The following is a 24,602-nucleotide window of genomic DNA, read 5'->3' as shown; positions in this document are numbered from 1 at the left end:
ACCGGAGGTTTGCAATGCCAGGAACTATCTATACTATTCTATCAAGACGCAGCATACGGGAATTCACGCAAACGAAGGTCCCAAGGGAAGACATAACCACCATCCTTAACGCAGGACGATGGGCACCTTCGGGACTTAACAATCAGCCATGGAAATTCATAGTCGTCCAGCATAAAGAGACAATGGAAAAGATGGCCGAATGCACTCATTACAGCAAGATCGTAAGCAATGCGCCCCTTCTAATAGCTGTGTATCTTGACCAGAACACAATGTACAACCGGACAAAGGACCTGCAGGCAGTGGGCGCTGCCATACAGAACATGCTGCTTGCCTCCTGCGAGCTGGGACTTGGAGCAGTCTGGCTCGGAGAGATATTGAACAACAAAGAGAAAGTTAACTTGATTCTTAGTTGTCCCGCGTCCATGGAACTTATGGCCGTACTGGCCATAGGGCACCCAAAGATAGAAAACACCAGAGCTTCAAGGAAGGACATACAGGATATATGTTATGAAGAAAAGTATGCAGAAGAGTGGAAGTAAATATATGGAGGCTTGGAGACGAAGACAATGATTGTGGAGAAAGGAGGTAGATTTTTCGCAGACCCAACCAAAGAAGGGGTATGATTGCGATTTATCTTTATTGTGTAGTATGGACAGTCTTCGTCTCCAAGTCTTAGAATGTGTTTCATATATTTAAATTTTTGTTAAATTTGGAGTAATACAAGATTTGTTGATTTAATGATAAATCAAGTTTGCTTGATTAGACCTGTTTTAACTTCCTGGAGGCGCACTGCCGATTTATGCAGAACTCCCTTGCATCCTTGTCTTTTTCTTTTATACCCAGTTTCTTCCAGCCGCACTGCTCACACTCACCTGCCAGTGTCAGTTTGCCCTCCTTGGGAAGGGATTGTGTAAATCCACACTTCTTGGTACAAGCCAGAAAACGAGTCTCCTTCATGGCAAGAATGAACATCGAACCCTCACATTTAGGGCAGGGGCCTATTACATCAGGCGGGAAGCACTCTTTCTCAAGCTCACAAGTAAAACATGGACCTATACCCACAGACCAGTAGTACTTTGTACCCACTTTCAGGACAGCTATGCCGGACTTGCTGCACTGCTTTGACCGGGCTATTACAAGAGCACCCTCCTTAGGTAGCGGATAAGTTTTCCTGCAATCCGGATAACCGCTGCATCCTACAAACCTGCCCTTCTCGGTCTTGACAATGCGCAACAGCCGGTCACATTCCGGGCACTGGCCGATGAAGTTCTTCTTGTCCGCCGCGACCTGCTCATCGGTGATCGTCCCTGCCATTTTCCTGACTATCTGTTCCTTGTTTATAACCAGATGTGAATACATATCCCTGATAAGCACGGAACCTTCTTCAAGCGCAGCCTCAAATCCTTTCTTCCCATCTTCCACATCCTGGATAAGAGCCTCAATACGAGACCGGACGTCAGGCTTCACAAGTATCGGAACCGTGGTATCAAGGGCCTCCATAAGTGTAAACCCTGTATCAAGGATTGAGATGGTCTTGCCCTTTGTTTCAAAATATCCGCGTTTTTTATTGGTTTCGATATGAGAGGGAGCTGTTGCTTTTGTACCGATCTTGTATTTGTCCATGAGGGTCAGCAGCTCGGCCTCTGTAAGCCTTTTGGGAGGGGTTGTCTGTGACTTGGTATTGCTCAGTTTCTTGATCGCTATTTCCTCGTTCACAGCTATATCAGGAAGGAATTTGTCGTTCTTTGTCTCAAAAGGATATGCTGTCATCCAGCCTGCATCCTTCATTACCGAACCCGTGGCATCGAATATCTCCCCTTTGACGCTGATCTCAAGATGCGTCTTTTCAAAGAGGGCAGGCTGCATCAGGTTAGCAAGGAAATGCCGGGATACCAGATCATACACTTTCCAGGCATCCGGCATTCGTACACTCTTCTCGATATCTGTTTTCGTAGCTGCCCGGATAGGATGTATGGGCGGATGGTCATGCCCGTCACGGGTCCCGTTCCTACATGTAATAGGCGGCCGGGAAAGAATGGCCATAGCATATTCCCGGTATTCACCTGAAGCAAAACCCAGGACCTTTAGCTTGAAATCGAAATCATCGGCATACTTATTGGTCTCGGTCCTCGGATAGCTGGTAAAACCAGACAGGTAAAGCTGCTCTGCTATCTCAAGGGCATTTTCCGGGCTTATCCCAAGGAATTTGGAAGCACGCTTGAGGAACTCAGTAGTGTTAAGAGGATAAGGAGGACTTGTAGTGGATTCCTTTACACTTTTCTTTTCAAGGATGCCTGTTTTGGAGCCTTTTATGCGGTTGAATATCTCATCGGCCTTTGCTTTATCCTGGATATGGCCGCTGCGATGGGTACCTGTAAAATCGATTTTTGAATGGCTGAAGGTCCCCTCTATTTTCCAGAAGTCCTTCGACTTGAAATCAAGTATCAGCTTCTCACGCTCGTAAACGAACCCGCATGTAGGTGTCTGGCAGGGACCGATGGATATGATATCCTTGGTACGCGCTCTCTGCTGGACTGCCAGGGTCAGGAACCGGGTGAAGGCTGCACCCATCTTAAGGTCCAGTATCTGACGTGCCTCTGCAGACATCGCAAGATTGAAGTCCGGTTCCACAAGATTGCTAAATGCCTGCCGGATCTCGCTTTCGGACAGAGAGGAAAAGCGCGCCCTTTTCACCGGGGACTTTGATACCTTCTCCGCAAGGGACCTGGCCTCAAAGCCAATATTCTCCCCTTCCCGGTCAAAGTCACATGCAAGTATTATCTCATCGGCGCCTTTTGAAACTAATGCTATGGCTGCTGCATAGGGCTGCTTGGTAACGTTCTTCACAGGAGGGGTATCAAGAAGCACTGCAGGATCGCAGCCTCTCCAGTTATTGAGCTCCGGAGGAAAGTCATATCCCATGATATGACCCGATAACCCCATTATCCTCCATTCCTTTCCGCCTTTTTTGAAGTCGTATACCGGAATACCCTCTATTGATGCCCGGTTGAACCCCCCTTCACTCAGTATACCCGCAATCTGAGCCGCAGCTTTGTTCTTCTCCGTGAATACGACGATGGACATGCATGCCATTATGAGTTGCTATTAGATAAGAGTTAAGCTTGCGGAGTGAAAGTAATATTATCATCGCGCCCTGTTGAAAACTCCTGCCATAAATACAATCAAATATAAAAACTATTACTATTGTTATAAAGATATTATACTTTGATGTTTGTATATGAAATGTGAAGAACTCTTTCGTTTAAGATTCCGTCATCTGCATCACTTCACTCTTGTTTTTCCTCTGAATATGGCTGATTTATTAAAATGGCAGACTGCTCTTAAACCTAATAATGACACAGACATAAGAATGTGAAACGTATATATCTATCTAAACTATACTTGCAGCCGTAAAAAGGCACCAACGCAGGAGTAGTAAGAATGACATTAATGGAAGATGCAAAGAAAGGCATGATCACTCCCGAAATGGAGATAGTCGCCAGGAACGAGGGAATTGAATCCAGGACTGTCTGCTCCTGCATTGCAAAAGGCACGATAACGATTCCCAATAATACTCAAAGGGAGTGCAGGCTGATAGGTATCGGGAAATATCTCAGTACCAAGATCAATGCGAACATAGGCACGTCCAGGGACTACATAAATATAGACGACGAAGTGGAAAAGGCAAGAACAGCACAGAAATACGGGGCTGATGCCCTTATGGATCTCTCTACCGGAGGGGACCTGGACCTTATCAGGAAGAGAATAATGGATGCTGTGGAACTGCCAATAGGATCTGTCCCTATTTACCAGGCAGCAGCCAGCCAGAAGGCCGTAGTTGATATGACCTCAGATGATATGTTCAACGCTGTACGCAAACACGCAAAGGATGGAGTAGACTTTGTTACGGTACACGCAGGTGTTAACCTTGATTCCATGCAGCGCCTCAAGAAAGGAGACAGGATCACCAACATTGTCAGCAGAGGAGGCTCATTTACAGTCGCCTGGATGCTCCACAACGGAGAGGACAACCCGTTCTATTCCGAGTATGATTACCTTCTCGACATCGCCAGTGAATACGATATGGCCGTGAGCCTGGGGGACGGCATGAGGCCCGGCTGCATCCATGATGCCTCAGACAGGCCATCGTTCATGGAATTCATCACCCTCGGAGAACTTGTGAAAAGGACCCGGGAAGCAAACGTGCAGTGCTTTGTGGAAGGCCCCGGACATGTACCAATCGATGAGATAGAGCTGAGCGTCAAAGGAATGAAAAGCCTGTGCGACAATGCCCCGCTCTATCTGCTCGGGCCCCTGGTTACCGATATAGCCCCTGGTTACGATCACATAACAGGTGCTATCGGAGGGACATTTGCCGGCATGTGCGGTACCGACTTTTTGTGCATGACCACACCTGCCGAGCATCTGGCCCTTCCGACCAATGATGATATCAGGGAAGGTACAATCGTGACAAAAATAGCAGCCCACGCCGCAGATCTTGCAAAAGAAGGGCAAAGGGAACGTGCAAGGGCTCTTGATGACAAGATGGCACACGCCCGTAAGAACCTTGATTGGGAAACGCAATTCAGCCTTGCTATCGATGGCGAGCGCGCAAGACATATCCGGGAAAGCAGGATAACCGACAGCGGTGCATGTTCCATGTGTGGTGACCTATGTGCAATGAAAATTGTCAGCAAGGCACTGGAAGAAGAAGAGAACAAAAAGTAGATATTTTCTGCAGTTTCAAAAAAGAGGACGGATCAATAAGATCCGTCAATCCATATCTTACTGTTTCTTGAAACACATGAACCAGTCAAGACAGTATTTGCCATCTTCAGCGGATTCCATTCTTTCCTTTGCTACTCCGCATGAACCGGGTGGCGGGATAATTACATCATCGCCCGGCTGCCAGTTTGCCGGTGTCGCAACACCCTCCGCATCGGACTTTTGCAAGGCTTTAAGCAGCCTCATGACCTCGTCCATATTCCTGCCGTTTGATAGCGGATAATAGAGTATGGCCCTTATCTTGGCCTTTGGGTCGATCATGAAAACGGCCCTTACAGCCTGAGTGTCAGAAGCAGTTGGCTGAAGCATACCGAATTTCTTTGCAATATCCATCTTGAGGTCTGCGATCACAGGGAAAGTGATCTCTACATCTTTCATTCCCTTGTACTCTATCTTCTCCTTGATGGTCCGAAGCCATGCGATATGTGCATAGATGCTATCGATGGAAAGGCCGATAAGCTGGCAGTTGAGAGCGTTGAACTCATTTTCCATGCTTGCGAATGTCATGAATTCTGTAGTGCACACCGGAGTGAAATCTGCAGGATGGCTGAAAAGGACTACCCATTTGCCGTTGTAATCCCTTGGGAAATTTATCTCATCCGCAGTCGTGACTGCTTTGAATGAAGGTGCATCGTCACCTATTAAAGGCATGAAAGTTACCGGGGACTCACCCGCTGTCCTTTCTGCAATACTTTCCTTTACCCTGCGGATGCTCGTATCCACATATTCGGTTATATCTTTGGTTTGCTTGTCGAATTCCTTATCCAGTTCCATCTCTTTGATGTTGCGGGATAGGTTATCCTTCAATTCCCTGAACTGCTCTTCAATATATTTTCGTGTATCCTTTTTCTCACCCATATATATCACCACTTATAAACTGTGGAGTAGAGCCTGCATGACAGAATATGTCCCGACAGCTGAATATCCCCCACAATAAAGAACATCCTATGTTCATCGAATAAGTAATTAACCACGAGATACGCAGCACACTGGAGATATCATATTATTACCTCAATTGGTGAAATACTTTAAAAAAAAAGGAAAACAGGATCTAATCCATAAAAGATCAAGACCTCTGTAAACAAGAGAAAGAATCGTAGTGGGAGATCACTCCAACATTTTCTCATTCTCCTCTGACCATGCAGGCTGGTCTATAGCAAAGTACTCAAGATCTTTCTCCCCGGTATTCACTGTATATTGTTTTGAGTTTGCAGGTACGAGAACGAACTGTCCCTTACTAAGCTCAAATGGCACATCTTCTATGTAGAGCATACCTTCGCCTGCAAGAACATAATGCGCTTCAGGATTCTTCATCATGTGAGCTCCAATGGAACCGCCTGGTTTGATAATGGTATGAGCAATGCTGTAATCCACACCGAGATCCCTGTCAATGACTGCCGGATGGAGGACATTCCCAATAGATACGTTTCCAAAGCGTGTGAAATATTCAATGTCTTCAAGATTATTGGTGTAAACGTGGTCATCTACATAGAAACCGGAGGTCACGGCGTAGGTCTGATCACCGATCGAAGCCCTCTTGACAAAGGTGTGTTTCAGGGCAGGAGAAGTTTCACCGGGTTTTGGCCACTGGTAACTGATCCATCCCTCGCCTTCTTCACTCAGGGCAGTACCTATAAAAAGCTCATCTAAAGCATCACCATTGTAATCTTTAAGACCTATCACGCTCTCGCCTTCACTGCTTACATTTGGAGCATAGGCCACGCGTATTCCTTCAGTTGTCCAGATACTGAGATAAGTACTGTTGTGATACCACTTGCTATCCTTTTCTCTGAATTCATCAAATGCAAGCTCACCTTTTTCATTCATCAGTTCAACGGCTTCGTTCACCAGGGTCATTGTATCCTCTTTGTGAGAAGATAAAACGCTTTGCCCTTCATTAATCTCTTCAACAATGTTCTCATGTTCCAATTCATAAACGGCCGAATCTTCCGCTTGCACACAACCGGCAACTGCCATCACCAGAACAGCCAGGGAAAGAACACAAACTATTTTTTTAAGATTACTCATAATATAACACCTGTCATAAAGATCAAATCAGAAGAATTTACTACCGGTCTTAACAACCGGCATTATAATGTTCAGATAATAGTAATAGTAATGATAATTATTAATATTATATTTAAGTTACTATTATTAGTGATAATTCCCTATAAGATTTAAATTAAAAAGCTGATCATATACCCTGGTATTTACACTAGCTAAAAAAACAGGCAATGAATACCAACATATAAAGGTAAATTTCAAAATATCAGTAGCCAGGCATATTTCCCAAAGAAAGGAATTGAGTAAGCCTGAAAACAGGATTATGAGACAATTGATGATACCGGAGCTCTTAAAGATACTGGAACTGAGCCTGCTGGAACTGCTGGCATTCGTAGGTCCCGTACTACTGCTGGGTCTCCTGCTGGGCAGCATGGAAAAACGTGCAAACATATACTTTAGAAAAAATATAGGAAACAAGGCCCTTCTTCTGACCGCGTGGATAGGAGTGCCAGTGCATGAGGTCGGACACCTGCTCATGTGCTGGCTGTTCAGGCATAAAGTCACAAAAGTGAAACTTCTGGACCTCAAGAGCAAGGATGGCACCCTTGGCTACGTCAGGCATAGCTATAACAGGAAAAGCCTTTACCAGAGTGTGGGAAATTTCTTCATTGGGATAGGGCCCATATTAAGCGCCAATGTATTTCTAATCGTGAGCATGTATCTGCTGCTGCCAGAGATTTTCAGGGAGATTACTGGTCAGATGCTGCTGTTTAGCAGCATGACCGCATTCGGTCCTTCGGGCCTGGAGTACATAGCCGGTTTTCTGTTGAGCATAGTATCAAGCCTGTTCGATCTGTCTAATGCTGGCAACATCAGTTTCTGGATATACATCTTCCTGGCTTTTGGAGTTTCATCCCATATTGCCCTGAGCACTGCCGATCTCAAAGGCGCAGCAAAGGGACTACCTGCTTTATTCCTGCTTATTGTGTTAGCCAATATCCTGGCATATGCACTTGACGTGAACACAGAAGAGGCACTGACCAGAACATTCCTGTATAATATGTATCTCCTGGCGTTTACAGCCTTGTCAGTAATATTCTCAGGCATTAACATGACAGCAGGATATTTCATCAATAGTTATCGAAGCCTGTTCAATTGATTACAATGGCCGGCTCTGTAGAAAAGAGATAAAAGATAACATCAGACAGTTAAATACAATTCATTATTTATATCATCACTGACAAATTCTCATTGGGAATATAGGTTGAGGATAGTGTTGGCTATGAAGAAAGCTTTACTTGACGTGCTATTTGCTTCCGAGAAAAGAAAGAAAGTACTCCTTTTTTTGAAAAGTGGCCATAAGGAAATGGAAGTTATCCTTGAGTATCTTAACACTACAAGGCAAGCACTTCTTCCACAGATACGAACACTGGAAGAATATCACCTGATTCTTCATTATGATGACATTTATGATTTAACGAACATCGGAAAGTTAATTGTTGATGAAATGATCCCTCTATTAAGTACTGTTGAAGTTTTGGATGTAGATGTTGACTATTGGGGGACCCGTAAACTTGATTTCATACCACCACATCTTTTGAAAAGATTGGATGAACTGGGAATATGCAAGAAAATAAATCCAACCATTCAGGAGATGTATGAAATTCATGATGATTTCTACGAGATTTCTAAAAAGTCCACATCCCATTTTGCAATTACTGCCGCATTTCACCCGCATTTTCCCAGATTATTCCAGGAGCTCATTTCAAACAACGTACATATCTATGTAATAATGTCCAGCGAGTTATTCGACAAACTGAGAACTGACAATTATACAGATCTCGCAGAATTGATAAATAACAAATTTGTTCATTTTTTTGTTCATCATGAAAAGATGGACTTCTTATCTTTTATGCATAATGATTATTGCTTGATGATGAGCCCCCTGAGAGAAGATGGGGAGTTTGATAACAAACACATTCGATGCTGCAATCCGGATGCTCTTAAATGGGGAAATGATCTGTTTGAGTATTATCAGAACAGTTCTGTGCCACTGACTATGATCTGAAATCATTTATTTAAATTGTGAGCGAGTATCCTGCAAATATCTCCGCAAACTTCCCAGGATACATCTGCCGGAACCCATCCTTGTGAGCTGTGCAGTGACCTGCCCCGACCAACTGCAGGTCTTTGAGCAGGTCATACTCCCGACTATCATGAAAACCGCCAATAATGCCAGCAACAGTGCCAAAGGATGTCGCAGATCCCAGTATTGCAGAGAGACCGGGATGTGCACATCCTACAATAACATACAGCCCTTTGCCTGAATCAAGTACTAAGGATTGCTCCTTAATGTCGGTTCCGAGTTCTCCTGTCGTGTAGACATCCCTACATATTTCCCGGGGAGCTTGTACCTCATGCACTCTTGGATAAATGGGAATATCCCTCCCTGAAAGAGATTCGGAGGTACCCGAATAACTTTGCCTTGTAGACATCTCTTTCTTCAGATTCTTCGAGAAACTCGTCGGGACATAGATATCAACATCCGAGTTCGCATTCAGGAAAGTCGGCGCACCTCCGATATGGTCCCAGTGCTGATGAGAAAGCACGAGGATATCGACATCCTCCGGAGATAGTGAGAGCGTGCGCATGTTGTCCAGCAATACATGGCCGTCCCATCCGGTATCAAATATGATATTATGTTCGGTAGTTTCGATCAGGCAAGAAAAACCCCAGCCATTTTTCAGACCGTTTCTTGCCTCATTATCGTAAATGACTGTTAGCTTCATCTTCATTCCACAATTACTTGTAATAATACCCATCTGAGAATAAATATAAAAGCCTTACCCAGGGAGATGAAAAATATTGGCACATGGATTCATTCTGAAAATGAAAAGACTATTTGCAGAGTGTTCATACCAAAAAACAGCTTATTTTCCCCAAAAGGGAAGAAATATATAATAATATTGCAAAGCATTTAAGTATTAATTCGCAAATAGGATTTAATAAGAGATATAGAGAAAAAGGAGGAGATTTATTCTGCATTACGGTCTTGGTATTGACACCGGCGGAACTTACACAGACGCGGTCCTTTTGAGGGGGTCCGATGGTGTTGTCGTAGATTCAAAAAAGGCATTTACCACCTATCCGGATCTGCAGGTCGGTATAAGTATGGTTCTGGATTCCCTTGATCAGGACCTGCTCCACAAGGTAAACCTGGTATCCGTTTCTACCACCCTTTCAACTAACTCATTGCTTGAAGGTACGGGAACCCCGGTAGGACTTGTGCTCATAGGCCAGCATCCTGCTGATCTTGAATTTCCTACGCCGGACCTCGTAGTCGTGTCCGGAGGCCATGGTCCGAGTGGCGAGGAAGAAGCAGCCCTGGATATAGAATCTATCAGGATATTTAGCAGCCGGACCAGGGACAGAGTATCAGCATATGCCATATCCGCCTTCTTTGGCACAAGGAACCCTGAACACGAACTTAAGGCCAAATCTATAATTCAGGAGATTACAGGTAAACCGGTCGTTTGTGGCCATGAATTGTGTCAGGAGCTGGGGGCCTATGAAAGAGCAGTGACTGCTGTTCTGAATGCCCAATTGATCCCTATCACCCATCATTTTGTCAGCGCCGTAATGGCAGATATTCGCAACAGGGGCATCAGTGCAAGGATGTTGATGCTCAAATGCGACGGTTCAGTATACAATCTGGAGGATGCGCTTGATAAACCGATCGAGACCATTTTCTCCGGGCCTGCTGCAAGTCTTCTGGGTGCATCCTATCTTGCGAAACTGGATACATGCGCCGCCATAGATGTAGGAGGGACCAGTACGGACATATCTGCAATATATCGTGGCGTGCCTGAGATAAGTGCTTCGGGTTCAGTTATAGGCGGATGGAAAACACGCGTAAAAGCCATGAAGATGGAAACTTCGGCAACTGGCGGTGACAGCCATGTATGGGTCATGGACGGTAAAGTGATGATCGGCCCCAGGCGCGTCATTCCCCTATGTGTTGCTGCTGTCACGTATGCCGGCCTGTTGCAGAAGCTCAACCTCATGAGACTGATCCCACGCAAATCACTGAGTGAGAATTACCAGCCTACGAAGTTCCTGGTCAGGACCGAATACAGCGTCAATGGCCTGAGCAAAGAGGAAGCTGAGATACTGCAGCATATCGGGAATGAGCCGGTAAGTATAAATGAACTTAATGAAGCGCTGCATGCTATGCCTTCAGGCAAGGCAATAGACTCACTTATAAAGAAGAGACTTGTGCAAGCTATCGGTTTTACACCAACGGATGCCCTGCATGTGAGAGGAGAGTATACTGCCTGGAGCACAGATGCTTCTCATGCAGGTGCTGAACTTCTCTGCCGTTATACTGACACAAAGAAATATGAGTTTTCCACATCTGTTAAAGAACACGTTGCAAGGAACATGGCCCATAACCAGATGACATTTCTCTTACCTGAAAGGGCCAGGCCTTTTGTGGACGAGATGCTTAGTGGCCTGTATCCGGCAAAGTTCAGTGTGAAGTTGCCTATTGTATTGCTGGGAGGGCCTGTAGGGGCATATGCTAAGGAAATGGCCGCTTTCCTTGATGGCGAGATAATAGTACCGGACCATGCAGACGTCGGAAATGCAGTTGGAGCTCTTGCAGGTAAAGGTGTCAAAAGAGTGGAAGTACTAATTATGCCGGCGTCCATCGAAAAACCTGCAGAGGATTTCCTTATCTTCTACCCGGGAGGAAGGGAGCAGATCGTAGATTATAGAGAAGCCTTTGATAGGGCAAGAGAGATAGGACTGGAAATGGTGCATGAATATGAAACGCGCTGTGGTGTAAGCAAGGAAGAAACAGAGGTGAAAGTATCTGTAGTAAATATTTCCCCGGAGAACTGGTCCTATCCGCCTCTGGAAACCAGGATCACGATTGTGGGCGTGGGTAATCCCATGATGATCATAAAGGAGTGAAATTGTGAATACTTAACCGGGTGCTAACTTATCCTGACGGATAAGTAATCATCATTGCATAGCCGGTTAAGTATGTTCCTTAGTACTTACGTAATTTCCGCCTGCTATCTCTATAGCTTTCCCGGTCGTTAAGGCGATAGCCACCTTCTTCCTGGCACTTTGCAGGTCTTCCCAGAAAGACCTCCGGGATATCCCCATCTGATATGCAGCATCTTCCTGCGTGAGACCTTCTATATCCACCAGGCGCAGAGCTTCAAGTTCCTCTACTGCGAGGGCAACCACTTCCAGCTCACATAAAGGCACTCCCCTTGGTTTAAAATAGACCACTTCCGGAGTGTGTTCCACACGCCTTGGGCATTTCGGACGTCCTCTTTCCTTCATAGTATTTTTCTCAAAGGTCATCAATCATATATACTTTCTCATGAGTTTGGTTATATCATTGCTTGCGATATACCTCATTAATGAATAAATACATAAATATTATGGATTAACCTTAAATATATTCCCTCATATTAGAACATATTCAGCAAAAAAGATGATTGCTGGCATATAGGCATGTGCCTAAAAAAGTGAGTAAAATGAAGATATGCGTTACCACAAAGGACAAGGGTCCTGAAGCAGGAACTGACCCGCATCTAGGACGATGCATGTATTTTATGTTCATCGATACGGATAGCCTGCAGACTGAATTTGCCGATAATCCGTATGCTACTGCATCCCAAGGTGCAGGTGTTCAGGCCGCGCAGTATATTGCAGGCAGGGGAGCCGATGTACTTATTTGCGGTAATCCAGGCCCAAACTCCATGTCAGTTATGGAAGCTGCGGGCATAAAGATAGTGAAACTCCCTGAAATGAAAGCTATGGAAGCTGTTCAGGCATTCCTTGCAAATAATGATAGTTAAAGGTGAAAATATGAAGATCAGTATACCATCTATGGGTAAAAGCGGCCTGGAAGACCAGGTAGGACAGCATTTCGGGAAAGTTTTAAACTACATTGTCTATGATACGCAGACCGGGGAAACTTCAATACTACCCAACACCAGTGAACACAATGGAGGAGTAGGTTTGCCTCCTGAACTGATGTCCCGGAACGCTGTGAATATAATGCTTTGTGGTGGACTGGGTAGAAAAGCTGTTGCAATGTTCGATGAGTACGGAATAGAAGTATTTGTAGGAGCACAGGGAACTATCCAGGATGCTCTGAATGCGTGGAAAGAAGGAAAGCTGGAAAAAGCAAATCAGGACAATGCCTGCAGTTCACACGACAACCACGATCATCACGACCACGACCACGACCACGACCACCACCATCACCATCACCATCACCATCACTGAACCGATCTGACCCTTCATACTTATTCGTGCAAGTAGCTGAGGCTCCATGAGGATAGCAATAGCAAGTGGGAAAGGCGGAACCGGCAAGACTACTGTCTCCGTGAACCTTGCACTGTCCCTGGAAAACGTCCAGCTCCTTGACTGCGATGTAGAGGAACCAAACTGCAACCTGTTCCTTGGTCACCCACTTCAAAAAGTAGAGGATGTAGGGATACAGGTACCTGCGATTTCTAAAGATAAGTGCACTTCATGCGGCAAATGTGCAGAAGCATGTCGCTTCAATGCCCTTGCCGTATTATTAACAGGTGTCATTCTCTTTCCCAAACTATGCCACGGCTGCGGCGCATGTTCCATTGCATGCACGAAAGGTGCAATCTCCGAAACGATCCAGGTGATTGGTTCCATTGAAAGATCAGCTTCTCATACCCATGGAATAGAACTATATCAGGGAGTATTGAATATCGGTGAACCGATGGCTTCGCCCATTATACGTACCCTGAAAGGTCACATTGATAATAGCAGAACAGTGATCATAGATTCACCCCCGGGTACTTCTTGTCCGGTCATCTCTTCTATAACAGGGGCAGACTACTGCATACTTGTCACAGAACCGACTCCCTTTGGATTGCACGATCTGATGCTTGCTGTAGACCTTGTAAAAGATCTGCAATTACCACATGGAGTGATTATCAACAGGTATGGCACCGGCAATGATGGAGTGGAGGACTACTGTTCTGAGAACAGCATTCCAGTGCTTATGAAGATACCCTACGATATAAGGATAGCTCAATTATACTCTGAGGGTACTCCTTTTGTGCTTCGAATGCCTCACTGGAAAGATAGGTTCCAAGATACATTCAGGCAGCTGCAGGAACTGACAGGCAGGTTTTGAGATGATAAAACAAATAACTGTTATCAGTGGAAAGGGCGGCACAGGTAAAACCACCCTCACAGCAGCTTTTGCTTCTCTTGCAGGTAACGCCATTATAGCAGATTGTGATGTGGATGCAGCGAACCTTCACCTGCTACTGCATCCTGTAATGACCAGCAAGCTGGATTTCTATGGCATGAAAGTTGCTTCGATCGATCAGAATAGATGTTCTGTTTGTGGATTATGCAGAAAAGGATGCAGATTTGGTGCCATCACTGAAAACTTTGTCATCGATGCACATGCCTGCGAAGGCTGTGGAGTTTGTGCGCTTGTCTGTACGCAAGAGGCGATCGTAATGAAGGAACATAAATCAGGGGAGATATACAGGTCCATGACCCGGTTCGGTCCTTTCGTTCATGCACGTTTAGGGATCGGAGAAGAGACCGGAGGTAAATTGGTCTCAATGGTGCGGAAAAACGCGACAGAGATGGCTGCACTGCATAATACCGACCTGATCATTATAGATGGACCCCCGGGAATCGGCTGCTCCGTGATAGCTTCCATCTCCGGCGCAGACCTTGTTTTCATCGTCACTGAACCAAGTGTCTCAGCGATACATGACCTTGAAAGAGTAATTGAGGTCGCTGCCCATTTCAGGATAAAGACGGTTGTATGCATCAATAGATATGACATCAATAAAGAAAAGACAGCATATATTGAAGAATATTGCAGGAAAAAAGATGTCAATGTTGTAGGGAAACTCCCACTAAGCGAGATTCCCACTAAAGCGATGCTGGAAGGTAAAACAGTCATTGAATATAAAGATGATTCTTTTGCAGGAACTGTTCAGGACATCTGGCACAGAGTTCATAGCGGACTGATCTCAGAATAGCCCCTTTATCTTTTTTCGTTAAATTATCCCTCACTGGTCATTTGTTTTTGAAAATGCGATTTACTTGCTTGTTGAGTGTGGATTCGCAGAGCTGGAGCTTTTATCTAAAATTGTGATCATGTAGCTTGCAAGAAAGAAAACGACTTACCTTAAGGTATGAGTGAAAAGCAAGTAAACTGGTGCAGGGAATTGTGTGGAGGAGAGAGCTCGGCCATTGGCAGAGCCCTCCCTTAGTGGATGGGCAAATGGTGGTAGTATGTTGGAGGTAGTATTGGAGGTAGTTTTGATGGAAATAGACCCCATGCCACTAATACCCGAGTATTACTTCACTCCGGTTGAGGCGGTAATAGGAATAACTTATATATATAGATATGCACAAAATATTATTGATAAGTGAGATAATAGCACAAGTGAGTTTGATTTAACCGGATTTATGCATACCTCCGCCAGTAATAACATTAAAGGAGAATGCAGGTCCGCCTGACAGATTGGAATAATGCAAAACCGGAAATGAGATATATAAATATCGCTCATAAGAAGAAAAGGAGAGGGGGTCAGGACTTGGAGTATGGAGCAAAGGACAGGTTATTATGAAAGTATTTCCCGATAAGCCAAACGCTGCACATGCAGGCGAGCATGGGACTGTCGACCCTTTGATCCTGAGTACGGAGAAGGGAAAAAAAGCCGTCAAAATATCTTTTATGGGATTGGCTGTGATTGCAGTTATTCAGGTTGTCATTGTGTATATATCAGGCAGTGCGGCGCTGCTTGCAGATACGTTTCATAACTTTAGCGACGCCGTGACTACCGTACCTTTATGGATAGCCTTTTCTATAGCTAACAGGAAGCCAAACCGAAGGTTCACATACGGATATGGGCGTGCGGAGGATATAGCCGGACTGGCCATAGTCGCCCTGATCCTCTTCAGCGCATTATTTGCTGCATATAACGCCACTACACTCCTGCTTGATCCAGGGAGGACTATAGCCTACGTGGAAGTTGTTGCTCTGGCGGGCATAGTGGGTTTTGCAGGCAATGAAATGATAGCACAGTACAGGATAAAGATTGGAAAGGAGATTGGTAGCGCCGCACTTATGGCAGATGGATATCATGCCCGTAGCGACGGACTGACAAGCCTGGCAGTCCTGCTGGGAGCCATCGGGGTCTGGCTTGGCTATCCGTTTGCAGACCCAATAGCCGCGATCTTCATAACCGTCGCCATATTGAAAGTCTTCTGGGATTCGGGGAAACTGGTCTTTGGAAGGCTAATGGACAGTGTCGATCCGGAAGTAGTTGATGATATATTACATGCCATCGATCACATAGAAACAGTCATGGAGATCACCGATGTAAAGGTCAGATGGATAGGTCACAGGATGCATGCGGAAATAACGATTGCTGTAGATTCCGGTCTTTCTGTAAAAGAAGGTCATGACATAACCAGAGAAGTAAGGGACTCACTGACACGGCATGTGACATATCTTTCCGGCACGACAATTCATGTTGAGCCTGAAGAGGCTTCCGGCAAATGCAGCATACAGGTATGAATGTCGTTCAGAGAAAAGTACCTGAAACGGATAAAAGGAAAGATAATCATTGGGAATATGCCCTTCTCAGGCAAATGTGACGAAGAATTCGATTCACTTTTATAGTAGTATTCACTTTTGAAGGTAAAACAGTACAATTCAAGATAAGATGAGGCGCCTGGAAACCACCACGCTTTAAGGCGCCTCTCTCCTTACGAATCCGAGATGTTCCCCAACATCTCTCAATTAATCCACTCCCGCATTTGCGAGCACCCCACTGCCCGCAACATATACTAGGATCTGTTTTTATATAACCTAAACCTTGGTGAATTATGCATGGCTACTGAATAGGACCAGACATACTATATTCATACAAAGCCATTTATTATAACGCCGTTGGAACTTCAGCACTTCTTTTTTAAGTAACTAAAATAAAGAATAAATGTAGTTAATTATGATAAGTAATTTAAATACTGAATAATGAATCTGAATACTCCCACAAATGAATTATTCCAGACCACAAACGATATGTATAGTAAGAATGTCTTTTAAAAACGTATGGAGTAATCACAGTGCAGGACATGGCATTCTTCCTTGGTTCTTTTCTTTCCCTCTTCGCTATAGTCAGTCCCCTGAGCGGAGTGGTGACCTTTGTCTCACTCACAAATAGCATAACGTTTGATGAAAAGAATACAATTGCAAATAAATCAGTGACACTTGCCTGCATAATCGCCCTCTTTTTTGCAATTACAGGAGGTCTCATCCTGGATTTCTTCGGCATAACCATACACTCACTAAGGGTAGCTGGCGGTGTCCTTCTCTTTGTAGTGGCGTTTGATATGATACTTGGGAAAGTTTCCCGCGAAAGCATAACTGCAAACGAGATAGATAGCTCCATTGACCGCAGCGACATATGGATATTCCCGATAGCTCTGCCTCTTCTTACGGGACCTGGCACTATATCCACGGTGATCGTGTTGATGAGCAGTGCAGCTTCCGTGGTGCAAAGTATCAGTGTGATTATATCCATATTAATTACATTCGCCATCAGCCTTGTACTTTTCAGGTTCTCAAGAAGGATATACAAATTCATGGGATACACCGGGATGCTGGTATTCACAAGACTCATGGGCCTTCTGCTTGCAGCCCTGGCCGTTAATTTTATCGCAACCGGATTATGGGATACATATTTATCATTCAGTACTCCGTAAACATTGCATTTAAATTACAAATGATGAGTAACATTTTTATGGCATCCCTGCATACTTTCTTAGTTAGGGGAGCAGGGTGGCAAAAAAGGAGAACTTTCAGTGCACCTCTATAGGTGACGAGCATACTATCGGATCTAAAGAGTTACTTGAAAGGCTTAATACAAGAGCTGAAGGGCTCTCGTCGGAAGAGGCACTGCGGCGAAAAGAGAGATGTGGCGCTAACGTACTTGAGAAAAAGAAGAAAGAAAGCCTGCTGAGAAAGTACTTCAAACAATACGGGAACTTTTTTGCTATTCTGTTGCTTTTTGGTTCTGCACTATCATTCACTGCTGAATACCTGGACCCGGGACAGGGCAACATATTCATTGCTATCGCCCTGCTCGGAGTTGTCATACTTAACGCAACCTTCACGTTCATACAGGAATACCAGGCCGAAAAGATAATGGAAAGTTTCCAGAATCTCATGCCGCCAACTGCCAGGATACGGCGTGATGGAAACATAGTAGAACTTCCTGCCTCTGAGATAGTAGTAGGCGATATCGTTTACCTGGAAGAGGGTGATAAGGTACCGGCCGATGGCAGGCTTATCCTCCAGAACAGCCTGAAAGTTGACAATTCACCGATAACCGGGGAAGCTGAACCCCAGTTAAGATCCCTTGAATGTACACATGATGACATGCTGGAGTGCAGGAACATGGTATTCTCCAGTACCCTTGTGCAGACAGGCAACGGGGAAGCCGTCATTTTTAGTACGGGTTCTGATACACAGATAGGAAAACTGTCCCTGCTTACAGAAGAGACGACATCACTACAGACTCCCATACGTAAAGAACTGGACCGTTTTGTCAAGATAATATCCTCAATTGCTATCTTTCTGGGAATAGTATTCTTCATACTTGGTTTTTTTATCCAGGATACTTTTCTTGCCAGCCTTATATTTGCCATCGGTATTATCGTTGCTAACGTTCCCGAAGGACTTTTACCTACAGTGACGCTTGCCCTGAGCCTGGCCTCCAAAAGGATGGCTAAAAGGAATGCCCTGATAAAGCAGCTTGAATCAGTAGAGACCCTGGGTTCGACCACGGTCATCTGTACCGACAAGACAGGAACACTTACACAGAACAAAATGGCTGTGAACTCAGTGTATACAGGTTCCGGTTACACGGATGCCAAAAAAGACGAAATACCGCCTGAAATGCTTTTACGTGTTGCTGTTGTGTGCAATAATTCAAGACTGTCGGATGAACAGCCGGGATACAGAGGTGATCCCACTGAAGGCTCACTGCTCGTCTACATAGACAGATTCAAAGATATCCAGAATCTGCAGAGCGAGTATCCCAGATTAGCCGAATATCCTTTCGATTCTAAAATAAAAAGAATGCAGGTTATCTGCAAGACCCCTGAAGGGAATATGGATTCTTATCTAAAAGGTGCCCCTGAGGTGCTCCTCGAAATGTGTAACCGAATAATGGTAGAAGAAAAAGAGAAGGAGCTCACTGAAAAGGATAAAAGGGAACTGGAGAATGAGTACCTGAAAATGGCAAAAAGGGGTGAGAGGGTACTTGCATATGCATTCAGGAAAGCCGGAGAGGTGAGAGAATATCAGGAAAACTTCATTTTTCTGGGATTCTCCGGCGCCCTGGACCCTGCGCGTCCCGAGGCAAAAGATGCGATCAACAGATGTTACCGCGCGGGAATAAAAGTTGTTATGATAACAGGGGACCACCCTGTAACAGCAAGGTCCATAGCCTCGATGGTTGGGCTCACCAATGAGAAAGGTGAGCCGGTAATGATAACAGGTCCGGAACTTGAGTTATTGTCAGCGGAGGAGCTCGGCCACAGACTACAGGCAAGAAGTATAATATTCGCCCGGACATCCCCTTTACAGAAACTAAAGATAGTAAGAGCTTTCCAGTCGGCGGGCGAAATAGTCACAATGACAGGGGACGGTGTTAACGATGCCCCTGCTATCAAGAATGCAAATATGGGAGTTGCCATGGGCAGCGGTACCGATGTTGCGAAAGAGTCTGCAGACATGGTCCTGCTTGATGATAACTTTGCAACTATTGTCAATGCTGTGGAAGAGGGAAGGACAGTCTTTGACAATATCAAAAAGTTCATTGCATATATCCTGACGAGCAATGTCCCCCAAATACTTCCCTTCATAGCTTTTATGTTACTCGCACTACCTCTGCCCATGAACGTGCAGTTGATACTCGCAATAGATCTTGGTACGGACATACTGCCAGCGATCGCACTTGCCGTGGAAAGAGGCGAAGGGGATATCATGAAACGTCCACCCCGCTCAGGCAAAGAGAAACTTCTCACACCTCAGGTGTTACTGACATCCTACGGGCTTAAAGGTCCGATAGAAGCGGCTGCGGGCTTTGTCTGCTACTTTGCAGTGCTGACAGATGGAGGCTGGAGCTGGGGACAACAGCTTGATGTTGCAGACCCCCTTTACCGGCAGGCCATAACGGCTTTTTTTGCCGCAGTGATCATATGTCAGATAGCAAACGTGTTCACATCAAGGACTCGTAGACAGTCGGTTTTCACAAAGGGGATTTTCAGCAACAGGATGGTACTCATTGGTATAGCCAGTGAACTGTTGATACTGGCCTTCATAATCTTCTATCCTTTTGCAAACACGATATTCAATACTGCACCTATTCCACTGGAATATGTACTGCTGGCAGTGCCATTTGCATTGCTACTGTTTGCAGCAGATGAGATAAGGAAATATCTCATAAACCATGGCTCAGCACGAGTCCGTAATTTGCTCGGATGGTAATACTTTTGGAAAACGATTCCAATTCAAACTTTTCAGATATTTTGATATATCATAGTCAATATAAAGAAAATGTGAAAACGGGAGCTGGAAATAATGGAAAGCAGGTTCATAGTCATAGCAGGTGAAGAAGCAGGGCCAAGATCGAATAAGATGGGAGGCATCTGGAATGTTATTGATGCTGAAGCAAGAAACCTTGCACAAATGATAAAGGACGGTGACATAGGGGAAGGAAAAGTACCGAGGATCATAGTTGCAGGACCTTACTACGGGCACAGCGGAGCTGACTGGAACAAGGGATTGAACCGTATCACTGATATGAGTATCTTCAGTGACTATGAGCCCGAAGAAGAACTCCTTTCCGCTCTGGAACAGCTTAATTCCCAGGGCATAGAGACACATGTGGGTTCCGGCAAAGTGAGTGATATTGATATTATTTATGTTATGTTCAAAACAAACGACTTTAATGTTATCAGTTCTGAATACAAGCAAGAGCGCATGTGCCTTTCAAGCAGGGTAAAAGCTGAGGCATATGATCTCATTGGACTGGACTCGCTGCATTATGAAAGCCTGAATAATGGTATGGAATACACACATTATCTCAATCTGTCCTATGCTATATCGGAACTTGTCCGCTTACTTGTAAACGCCGGTAGAAAAGATGACTCGGAATATAGTGATAAGGCAGTCTCAGAATTTGCAGCCTCTCTTTTGCCATCAGTGCAGGTTTCCCTTCACTGCCATGAATTTGGGGTATTCTATGCGGCCGCACGGCTTGAGAAGCTGGGGGCGGGTGTACATACTGTTGCAACGTACCATGCTACGATACCCGGCAGGGTCGCAGGCCACCGCTCGGTCCGAAAAGTGAGAGAAAAGGACAGTTCCTGGGACAGCGGAGTACCCGCCAGTTTCGCAAAACTTGAATCCCTTTCATCACATGCCGATGTAGTTACCGCTGTCGGGGACTCTACACGCAAAGAAGTGAAACTGTTCTACGGCATTGACCCAATAGTAGTACGTAACGGCATAGACCTACCCAGCAGCGACATCCAATGGGCCAAAAAGACCGCTAACCGAAAGAAGATACAGGAATTCCTTTCAGAGAAAATATACAACGTATTTGACAGCAAGGTCATCCCTCCGGACAGGATCGTGCCTATTTTCTCTATCTCCCGTATCGAGGTCGAGAATAAAGGTTATCCGGACCTGCTTGATTCCCTTGTCGTACTGGACAGAATGGTAAAGACCGAGATAGATGCAGGGCAACTTGACGAGAATTACAGAGTGATCTGTTTCATTGTAGCTGCCCATGGACCAAAAACAAATACTCCTGAGAACTTTCCCATTTATCTGCCTGAAGAGGTCCTTATAGGAGAAGAGATAAGACTCCAGCAAATGATAGAATCCAAAGGACTTGATTGCACTCATGTTCCGGATGGAAAAAGGCATGTTGCTGCAGTACTTTATCCCCAGTGGCTCTCTGAGCATGACGGCGGACTTAATATGACCACTGATGAGTTTATGTCTGGCTGCATTGCCGGTATCTTCCCTTCGAAGTATGAACCCTTCCTGCTAACTGGACTGGAAGCCGGGAAAGAGGCGACACCAAGCATAGTTAGCAAAATATGCGGTTTCAGCGACGCCCTCAATACTCTCAAACGACTTGTTATGGGAATGGGAGGGGTGATCGTTGTTGACAACATCAATCTTGCCTATATTGAATCCATAGCTGACTATGCTCTTGCCATGGATTATTTTATAGACACTTACATCGCTGACAAGGTCAAGTACAACCTGCTCTGCCAGGAGGCCAGCCTGCTTGCAAAAGACATGAACTGGAGAGCACCGACCAGGGAATATTATGAACTTCTCACGGGAACAAGGATGGAGTGAACATGTCAGAAGTACATAATCATTATTTCCTTATCATACACTGCATTTATCACCTTCTGAACAGAGCCTGAAATATATTATTTGATGGGAGTAATATTATGAAAACATTAAAAATTGCGATGTTCGCATGGGAAAGCCTTTACTCGGTGAATGTGGGAGGACTTGCCCCTCATGTTTCAGAACTTGCAGAAGCCCTCGCAGAAAGAGGCCATGAAGTACACATATTCACCCGAAATAAAGATATGAACCCCTATGATATTGTCAACGGGGTCCATTATCACAGGGTAGATCATTCGCTCTATGGAGGTATAGTGCAACAGATGGACAGCATGTGTGATGCCATGCACTCTGCTTTCTGGGAAAGTGTGCACAGGTTCGGCAATTTTGACGTTGTGCATGTACATGACTGGCATCCTGTGAATGTGGTCAGCAGGCTAAAAGCTGAAGCAGGTATACCTTTTGTTACTACTTACCATAGCACAGAGTGGGGAAGGAACGGCAACGTTCATGGCAACTGGCAGGAAGCTATTGAGATCAGCCACAGGGAATGGAGAGAAGGATATGAGTCATCGCAGGTCATTTCCACCTCCCGGGCATTGAAAGCTGAGATCCAGCACCTCTACCAGATACCCGACTACAAGATATCGATAATACCCAACGGACTCACTGAGAACAAGATGAGGATGGAGGTCGTTCCGGGAGAAGTGAAGTCCGCTTATGGCATTCACCCTTATGCACCTGTGGTCCTGTTCGTGGGCCGTATGAACTATCAGAAAGGACCGGACCTTCTCGTCAGGGCCATACCGAAAGTCCTTGAGAACAGGTGGGATGTGAGATTCGTCCTCATAGGTGAAGGTGAGATGCGACCAGTATGCGAGGATATTGCACGCAAGCTTGGTGTTTACAGCAGCTGCCACTTTCTGGGCTATGCAAGTGAAAATACGAAAAAGGAGTGGGTGAACTCCTGTAACCTTATGTGCGTTCCAAGCCGTAACGAGCCATTCGGGATAGTGCTGCTGGAAGCATGGGATGCAGGTAAGAATATTGTTGCGACAAATGCAGTAGAGCTTATTGACAACTTCCATAATGGAGTGACAGTATACCAGACACCTGATTCCATTGCATGGGGAATCAATCATGTGCTTGACAATTATGCTGACGGGCAGCTTGGCATGGAAGGAAGGAAACTCCTTAAGGATAAATACAACTGGGACAAGATAGCAGAAAAAACAACCGAGGTCTACCTGAAGGCAATCGAATGAGAAAAATAGCATCAGGAGCGTCGAAAAAAGCAGGTCTTGCTCCGGGAACAATCATCCATGTAGGCGAGGCAAAAACTGGTAATCCCAGGATCACTCTGATCGATTATAATAAGGATACCTTTGAGGAAAAAACCGTAGAGAACATCGAAGACTGCTTCCTCTGTAAGGACACAGAAACCGTATCCTGGATAAATGTCGATGGTGTGCATCAGGTAGAGATCATTGAGAAGGTAGGAGCGCACTTTGGACTGCATCCCCTGGTAATGGAAGACATCGTCCACACAGACCAGCGTCCCAAGATGGAGGACTTCGGGTCCTACATCTATCTGGTACTGAAGATGTTGCAGTTCGACGAGGACACTTCGGACGTGAAAGCTGAACAGGTCAGTATCATTCTGGGTCCGGGATTTGTCATCTCCTTCCAGGAAGCCGAAGGAGATACTTTCGATGCCGTAAGAGAAAGATTAAGGACCTCAAAGGGTCGCATCCGTTCAGTAGGTTCCAGTTACCTTGCTTATGCATTGATGGACTCGATAGTAGACAACTATTTCGTTGTGCTGGAAAAGATAGGAGAATTACTGGAAGTGCTTGAGGATGATATGATAGAGAATCCCACACCTGTGATCCTTCAGGATATCCATGGGATCAAAAAAGAGATAATCTATCTTCGCAGGTCTGTATGGCCTCTTAGAGAAGTCATAAACAGGCTGGATCGCTCCGAGTCTCCGCTTATCGAGAACGTGACAATGGTGTTCATCAAGGACCTGTATGATCACACCATAAGAATAATAGAGACTGCAGAAACTTATCGCGATATTACTTCCGGCATAATGGATGTTTATCTCTCGAGCGTTAGTAATAAGATGAACGAGGTCATGAAAACCCTGACGATAATAGCCACCATTTTCATCCCGCTAACTTTCATAGCAGGTGTCTATGGCATGAACTTCGAGCATATGCCTGAACTGGGCTGGGAATGGGGATATCCGGCAGCCTGGACAATAATGGCGCTGATATCCGTTTCAATGTTAGTGTATTTCCGCAGGAAAAGGTGGCTTTAA

General features: G+C 45.2%; 21 protein-coding genes. 16 read left to right on the top strand and 5 right to left on the bottom strand.

All coding sequences use genetic code 11. The features are described 5' to 3' along the window. The first annotated feature begins 14 nt into the window (after nucleotides 1-14). Nucleotides 15-539: a nitroreductase gene (locus QZZ22_RS11535; RefSeq protein ID WP_292465002.1), complete on the top strand. Its 525-nt coding sequence runs from the start codon at nucleotides 15-17 to the stop codon at nucleotides 537-539. A 220-nt stretch (nucleotides 540-759) separates the two neighbouring features. Here QZZ22_RS11535 and QZZ22_RS11530 read toward each other — a convergent pair whose 3' ends face one another. Then, on the bottom strand, nucleotides 760-3,084 hold the full coding sequence (locus QZZ22_RS11530; RefSeq protein WP_292464999.1) for a DNA topoisomerase: 2,325 nt from the start codon (nucleotides 3,082-3,084) through the stop codon (nucleotides 760-762). 357 nt (nucleotides 3,085-3,441) lie between these two features. On the opposite strand from QZZ22_RS11530, the gene thiC reads away from it, so the two are divergent. Then, a complete protein-coding gene (thiC, locus tag QZZ22_RS11525; RefSeq protein ID WP_292464997.1) occupies nucleotides 3,442-4,728 on the top strand; it encodes a phosphomethylpyrimidine synthase ThiC in 1,287 nt (428 codons plus the stop codon). A gap of 57 nt (nucleotides 4,729-4,785) precedes the next feature. On the opposite strand, the gene QZZ22_RS11520 is transcribed toward thiC, so the two are convergent. Next, nucleotides 4,786-5,436, bottom strand: a complete 651-nt coding sequence (locus QZZ22_RS11520; RefSeq protein WP_292465081.1) for a peroxiredoxin — start codon at nucleotides 5,434-5,436, stop codon at nucleotides 4,786-4,788. Nucleotides 5,437-5,892: 456 nt separating this feature from the next. Then, nucleotides 5,893-6,813, bottom strand: a complete 921-nt coding sequence (locus QZZ22_RS11515) for a cupin domain-containing protein (protein WP_292464995.1) — start codon at nucleotides 6,811-6,813, stop codon at nucleotides 5,893-5,895. A gap of 274 nt (nucleotides 6,814-7,087) precedes the next feature. Here QZZ22_RS11515 and QZZ22_RS11510 point away from each other — a divergent pair, with 274 nt between their 5' ends. Together QZZ22_RS11510 and QZZ22_RS11505 are read left to right on the top strand one after the other, a co-directional pair. Next, nucleotides 7,088-7,948 carry a hypothetical protein gene (locus tag QZZ22_RS11510; protein ID WP_292464993.1) on the top strand — a complete coding sequence of 287 codons (861 nt, stop codon included), beginning with the start codon at nucleotides 7,088-7,090 and terminating at the stop codon, nucleotides 7,946-7,948. A gap of 207 nt (nucleotides 7,949-8,155) precedes the next feature. Beyond that, nucleotides 8,156-8,857, top strand: coding sequence for a transcriptional regulator FilR1 domain-containing protein (locus tag QZZ22_RS11505; RefSeq protein WP_342765105.1), 702 nt, complete (start codon nucleotides 8,156-8,158; stop codon nucleotides 8,855-8,857). Between the two features lie 10 nt (nucleotides 8,858-8,867). Here the strand turns inward: QZZ22_RS11505 and QZZ22_RS11500 are convergent, their stop codons facing one another. Beyond that, nucleotides 8,868-9,578 carry an MBL fold metallo-hydrolase gene (locus QZZ22_RS11500; protein ID WP_292464991.1) on the bottom strand — a complete coding sequence of 237 codons (711 nt, stop codon included), beginning with the start codon at nucleotides 9,576-9,578 and terminating at the stop codon, nucleotides 8,868-8,870. A 250-nt stretch (nucleotides 9,579-9,828) separates the two neighbouring features. Between QZZ22_RS11500 and QZZ22_RS11495 the strand changes: the two genes are divergently transcribed. Next, nucleotides 9,829-11,763 carry a hydantoinase/oxoprolinase family protein gene (locus QZZ22_RS11495; RefSeq protein ID WP_292465079.1) on the top strand — a complete coding sequence of 645 codons (1,935 nt, stop codon included), beginning with the start codon at nucleotides 9,829-9,831 and terminating at the stop codon, nucleotides 11,761-11,763. A 66-nt stretch (nucleotides 11,764-11,829) separates the two neighbouring features. Here QZZ22_RS11495 and QZZ22_RS11490 read toward each other — a convergent pair whose 3' ends face one another. Then, on the bottom strand, nucleotides 11,830-12,144 hold the full coding sequence (locus QZZ22_RS11490) for a DUF134 domain-containing protein (protein ID WP_292464989.1): 315 nt from the start codon (nucleotides 12,142-12,144) through the stop codon (nucleotides 11,830-11,832). A 197-nt stretch (nucleotides 12,145-12,341) separates the two neighbouring features. Between QZZ22_RS11490 and QZZ22_RS11485 the strand changes: the two genes are divergently transcribed. The 11 genes from QZZ22_RS11485 (at nucleotide 12,342) to corA (ending at nucleotide 24,602) form a co-directional block, all read left to right on the top strand. Beyond that, nucleotides 12,342-12,665, top strand: coding sequence for a NifB/NifX family molybdenum-iron cluster-binding protein (locus QZZ22_RS11485; protein ID WP_292464988.1), 324 nt, complete (start codon nucleotides 12,342-12,344; stop codon nucleotides 12,663-12,665). A 10-nt stretch (nucleotides 12,666-12,675) separates the two neighbouring features. Beyond that, nucleotides 12,676-13,098, top strand: coding sequence for a NifB/NifX family molybdenum-iron cluster-binding protein (locus QZZ22_RS11480; RefSeq protein ID WP_292464985.1), 423 nt, complete (start codon nucleotides 12,676-12,678; stop codon nucleotides 13,096-13,098). Between the two features lie 46 nt (nucleotides 13,099-13,144). Then, on the top strand, nucleotides 13,145-13,990 hold the full coding sequence (locus QZZ22_RS11475; RefSeq protein WP_292464984.1) for an ATP-binding protein: 846 nt from the start codon (nucleotides 13,145-13,147) through the stop codon (nucleotides 13,988-13,990). 1 nt (nucleotide 13,991) lies between these two features. Next, nucleotides 13,992-14,861 carry an ATP-binding protein gene (locus QZZ22_RS11470; RefSeq protein WP_292464983.1) on the top strand — a complete coding sequence of 290 codons (870 nt, stop codon included), beginning with the start codon at nucleotides 13,992-13,994 and terminating at the stop codon, nucleotides 14,859-14,861. Between the two features lie 193 nt (nucleotides 14,862-15,054). Beyond that, complete coding sequence (locus tag QZZ22_RS11465) at nucleotides 15,055-15,258, top strand: hypothetical protein (protein ID WP_292464982.1); 204 nt, start codon at nucleotides 15,055-15,057, stop codon at nucleotides 15,256-15,258. A gap of 193 nt (nucleotides 15,259-15,451) precedes the next feature. Beyond that, nucleotides 15,452-16,408, top strand: coding sequence for a cation diffusion facilitator family transporter (locus QZZ22_RS11460; protein WP_292464981.1), 957 nt, complete (start codon nucleotides 15,452-15,454; stop codon nucleotides 16,406-16,408). 551 nt (nucleotides 16,409-16,959) lie between these two features. Next, nucleotides 16,960-17,598 (top strand): MarC family protein, encoded by a 639-nt coding sequence (locus QZZ22_RS11455; RefSeq protein ID WP_292464980.1) that lies wholly within the window; start codon nucleotides 16,960-16,962, stop codon nucleotides 17,596-17,598. Between the two features lie 76 nt (nucleotides 17,599-17,674). Further along, entirely contained in the window at nucleotides 17,675-20,389 is a 2,715-nt protein-coding gene (locus QZZ22_RS11450; RefSeq protein ID WP_292464978.1) for a cation-transporting P-type ATPase, read from the top strand. Nucleotides 20,390-20,482: 93 nt separating this feature from the next. Then, nucleotides 20,483-22,279 carry a glycosyltransferase gene (locus QZZ22_RS11445; protein ID WP_292464976.1) on the top strand — a complete coding sequence of 599 codons (1,797 nt, stop codon included), beginning with the start codon at nucleotides 20,483-20,485 and terminating at the stop codon, nucleotides 22,277-22,279. 98 nt (nucleotides 22,280-22,377) lie between these two features. Continuing rightward, on the top strand, nucleotides 22,378-23,541 hold the full coding sequence (locus QZZ22_RS11440; RefSeq protein WP_292464975.1) for a glycosyltransferase family 4 protein: 1,164 nt from the start codon (nucleotides 22,378-22,380) through the stop codon (nucleotides 23,539-23,541). Further along, nucleotides 23,538-24,602, top strand: a complete 1,065-nt coding sequence (corA, locus tag QZZ22_RS11435) for a magnesium/cobalt transporter CorA (RefSeq protein WP_292464973.1) — start codon at nucleotides 23,538-23,540, stop codon at nucleotides 24,600-24,602. Before QZZ22_RS11440 ends, corA begins: the two co-directional genes overlap by 4 nt.

It is taken from the genome of Methanolobus sp. (assembly GCF_016278365.1).
GTDB lineage: Archaea > Halobacteriota > Methanosarcinia > Methanosarcinales > Methanosarcinaceae > Methanolobus.
This window is presented reverse-complemented; position numbering and strand designations above follow the sequence as displayed.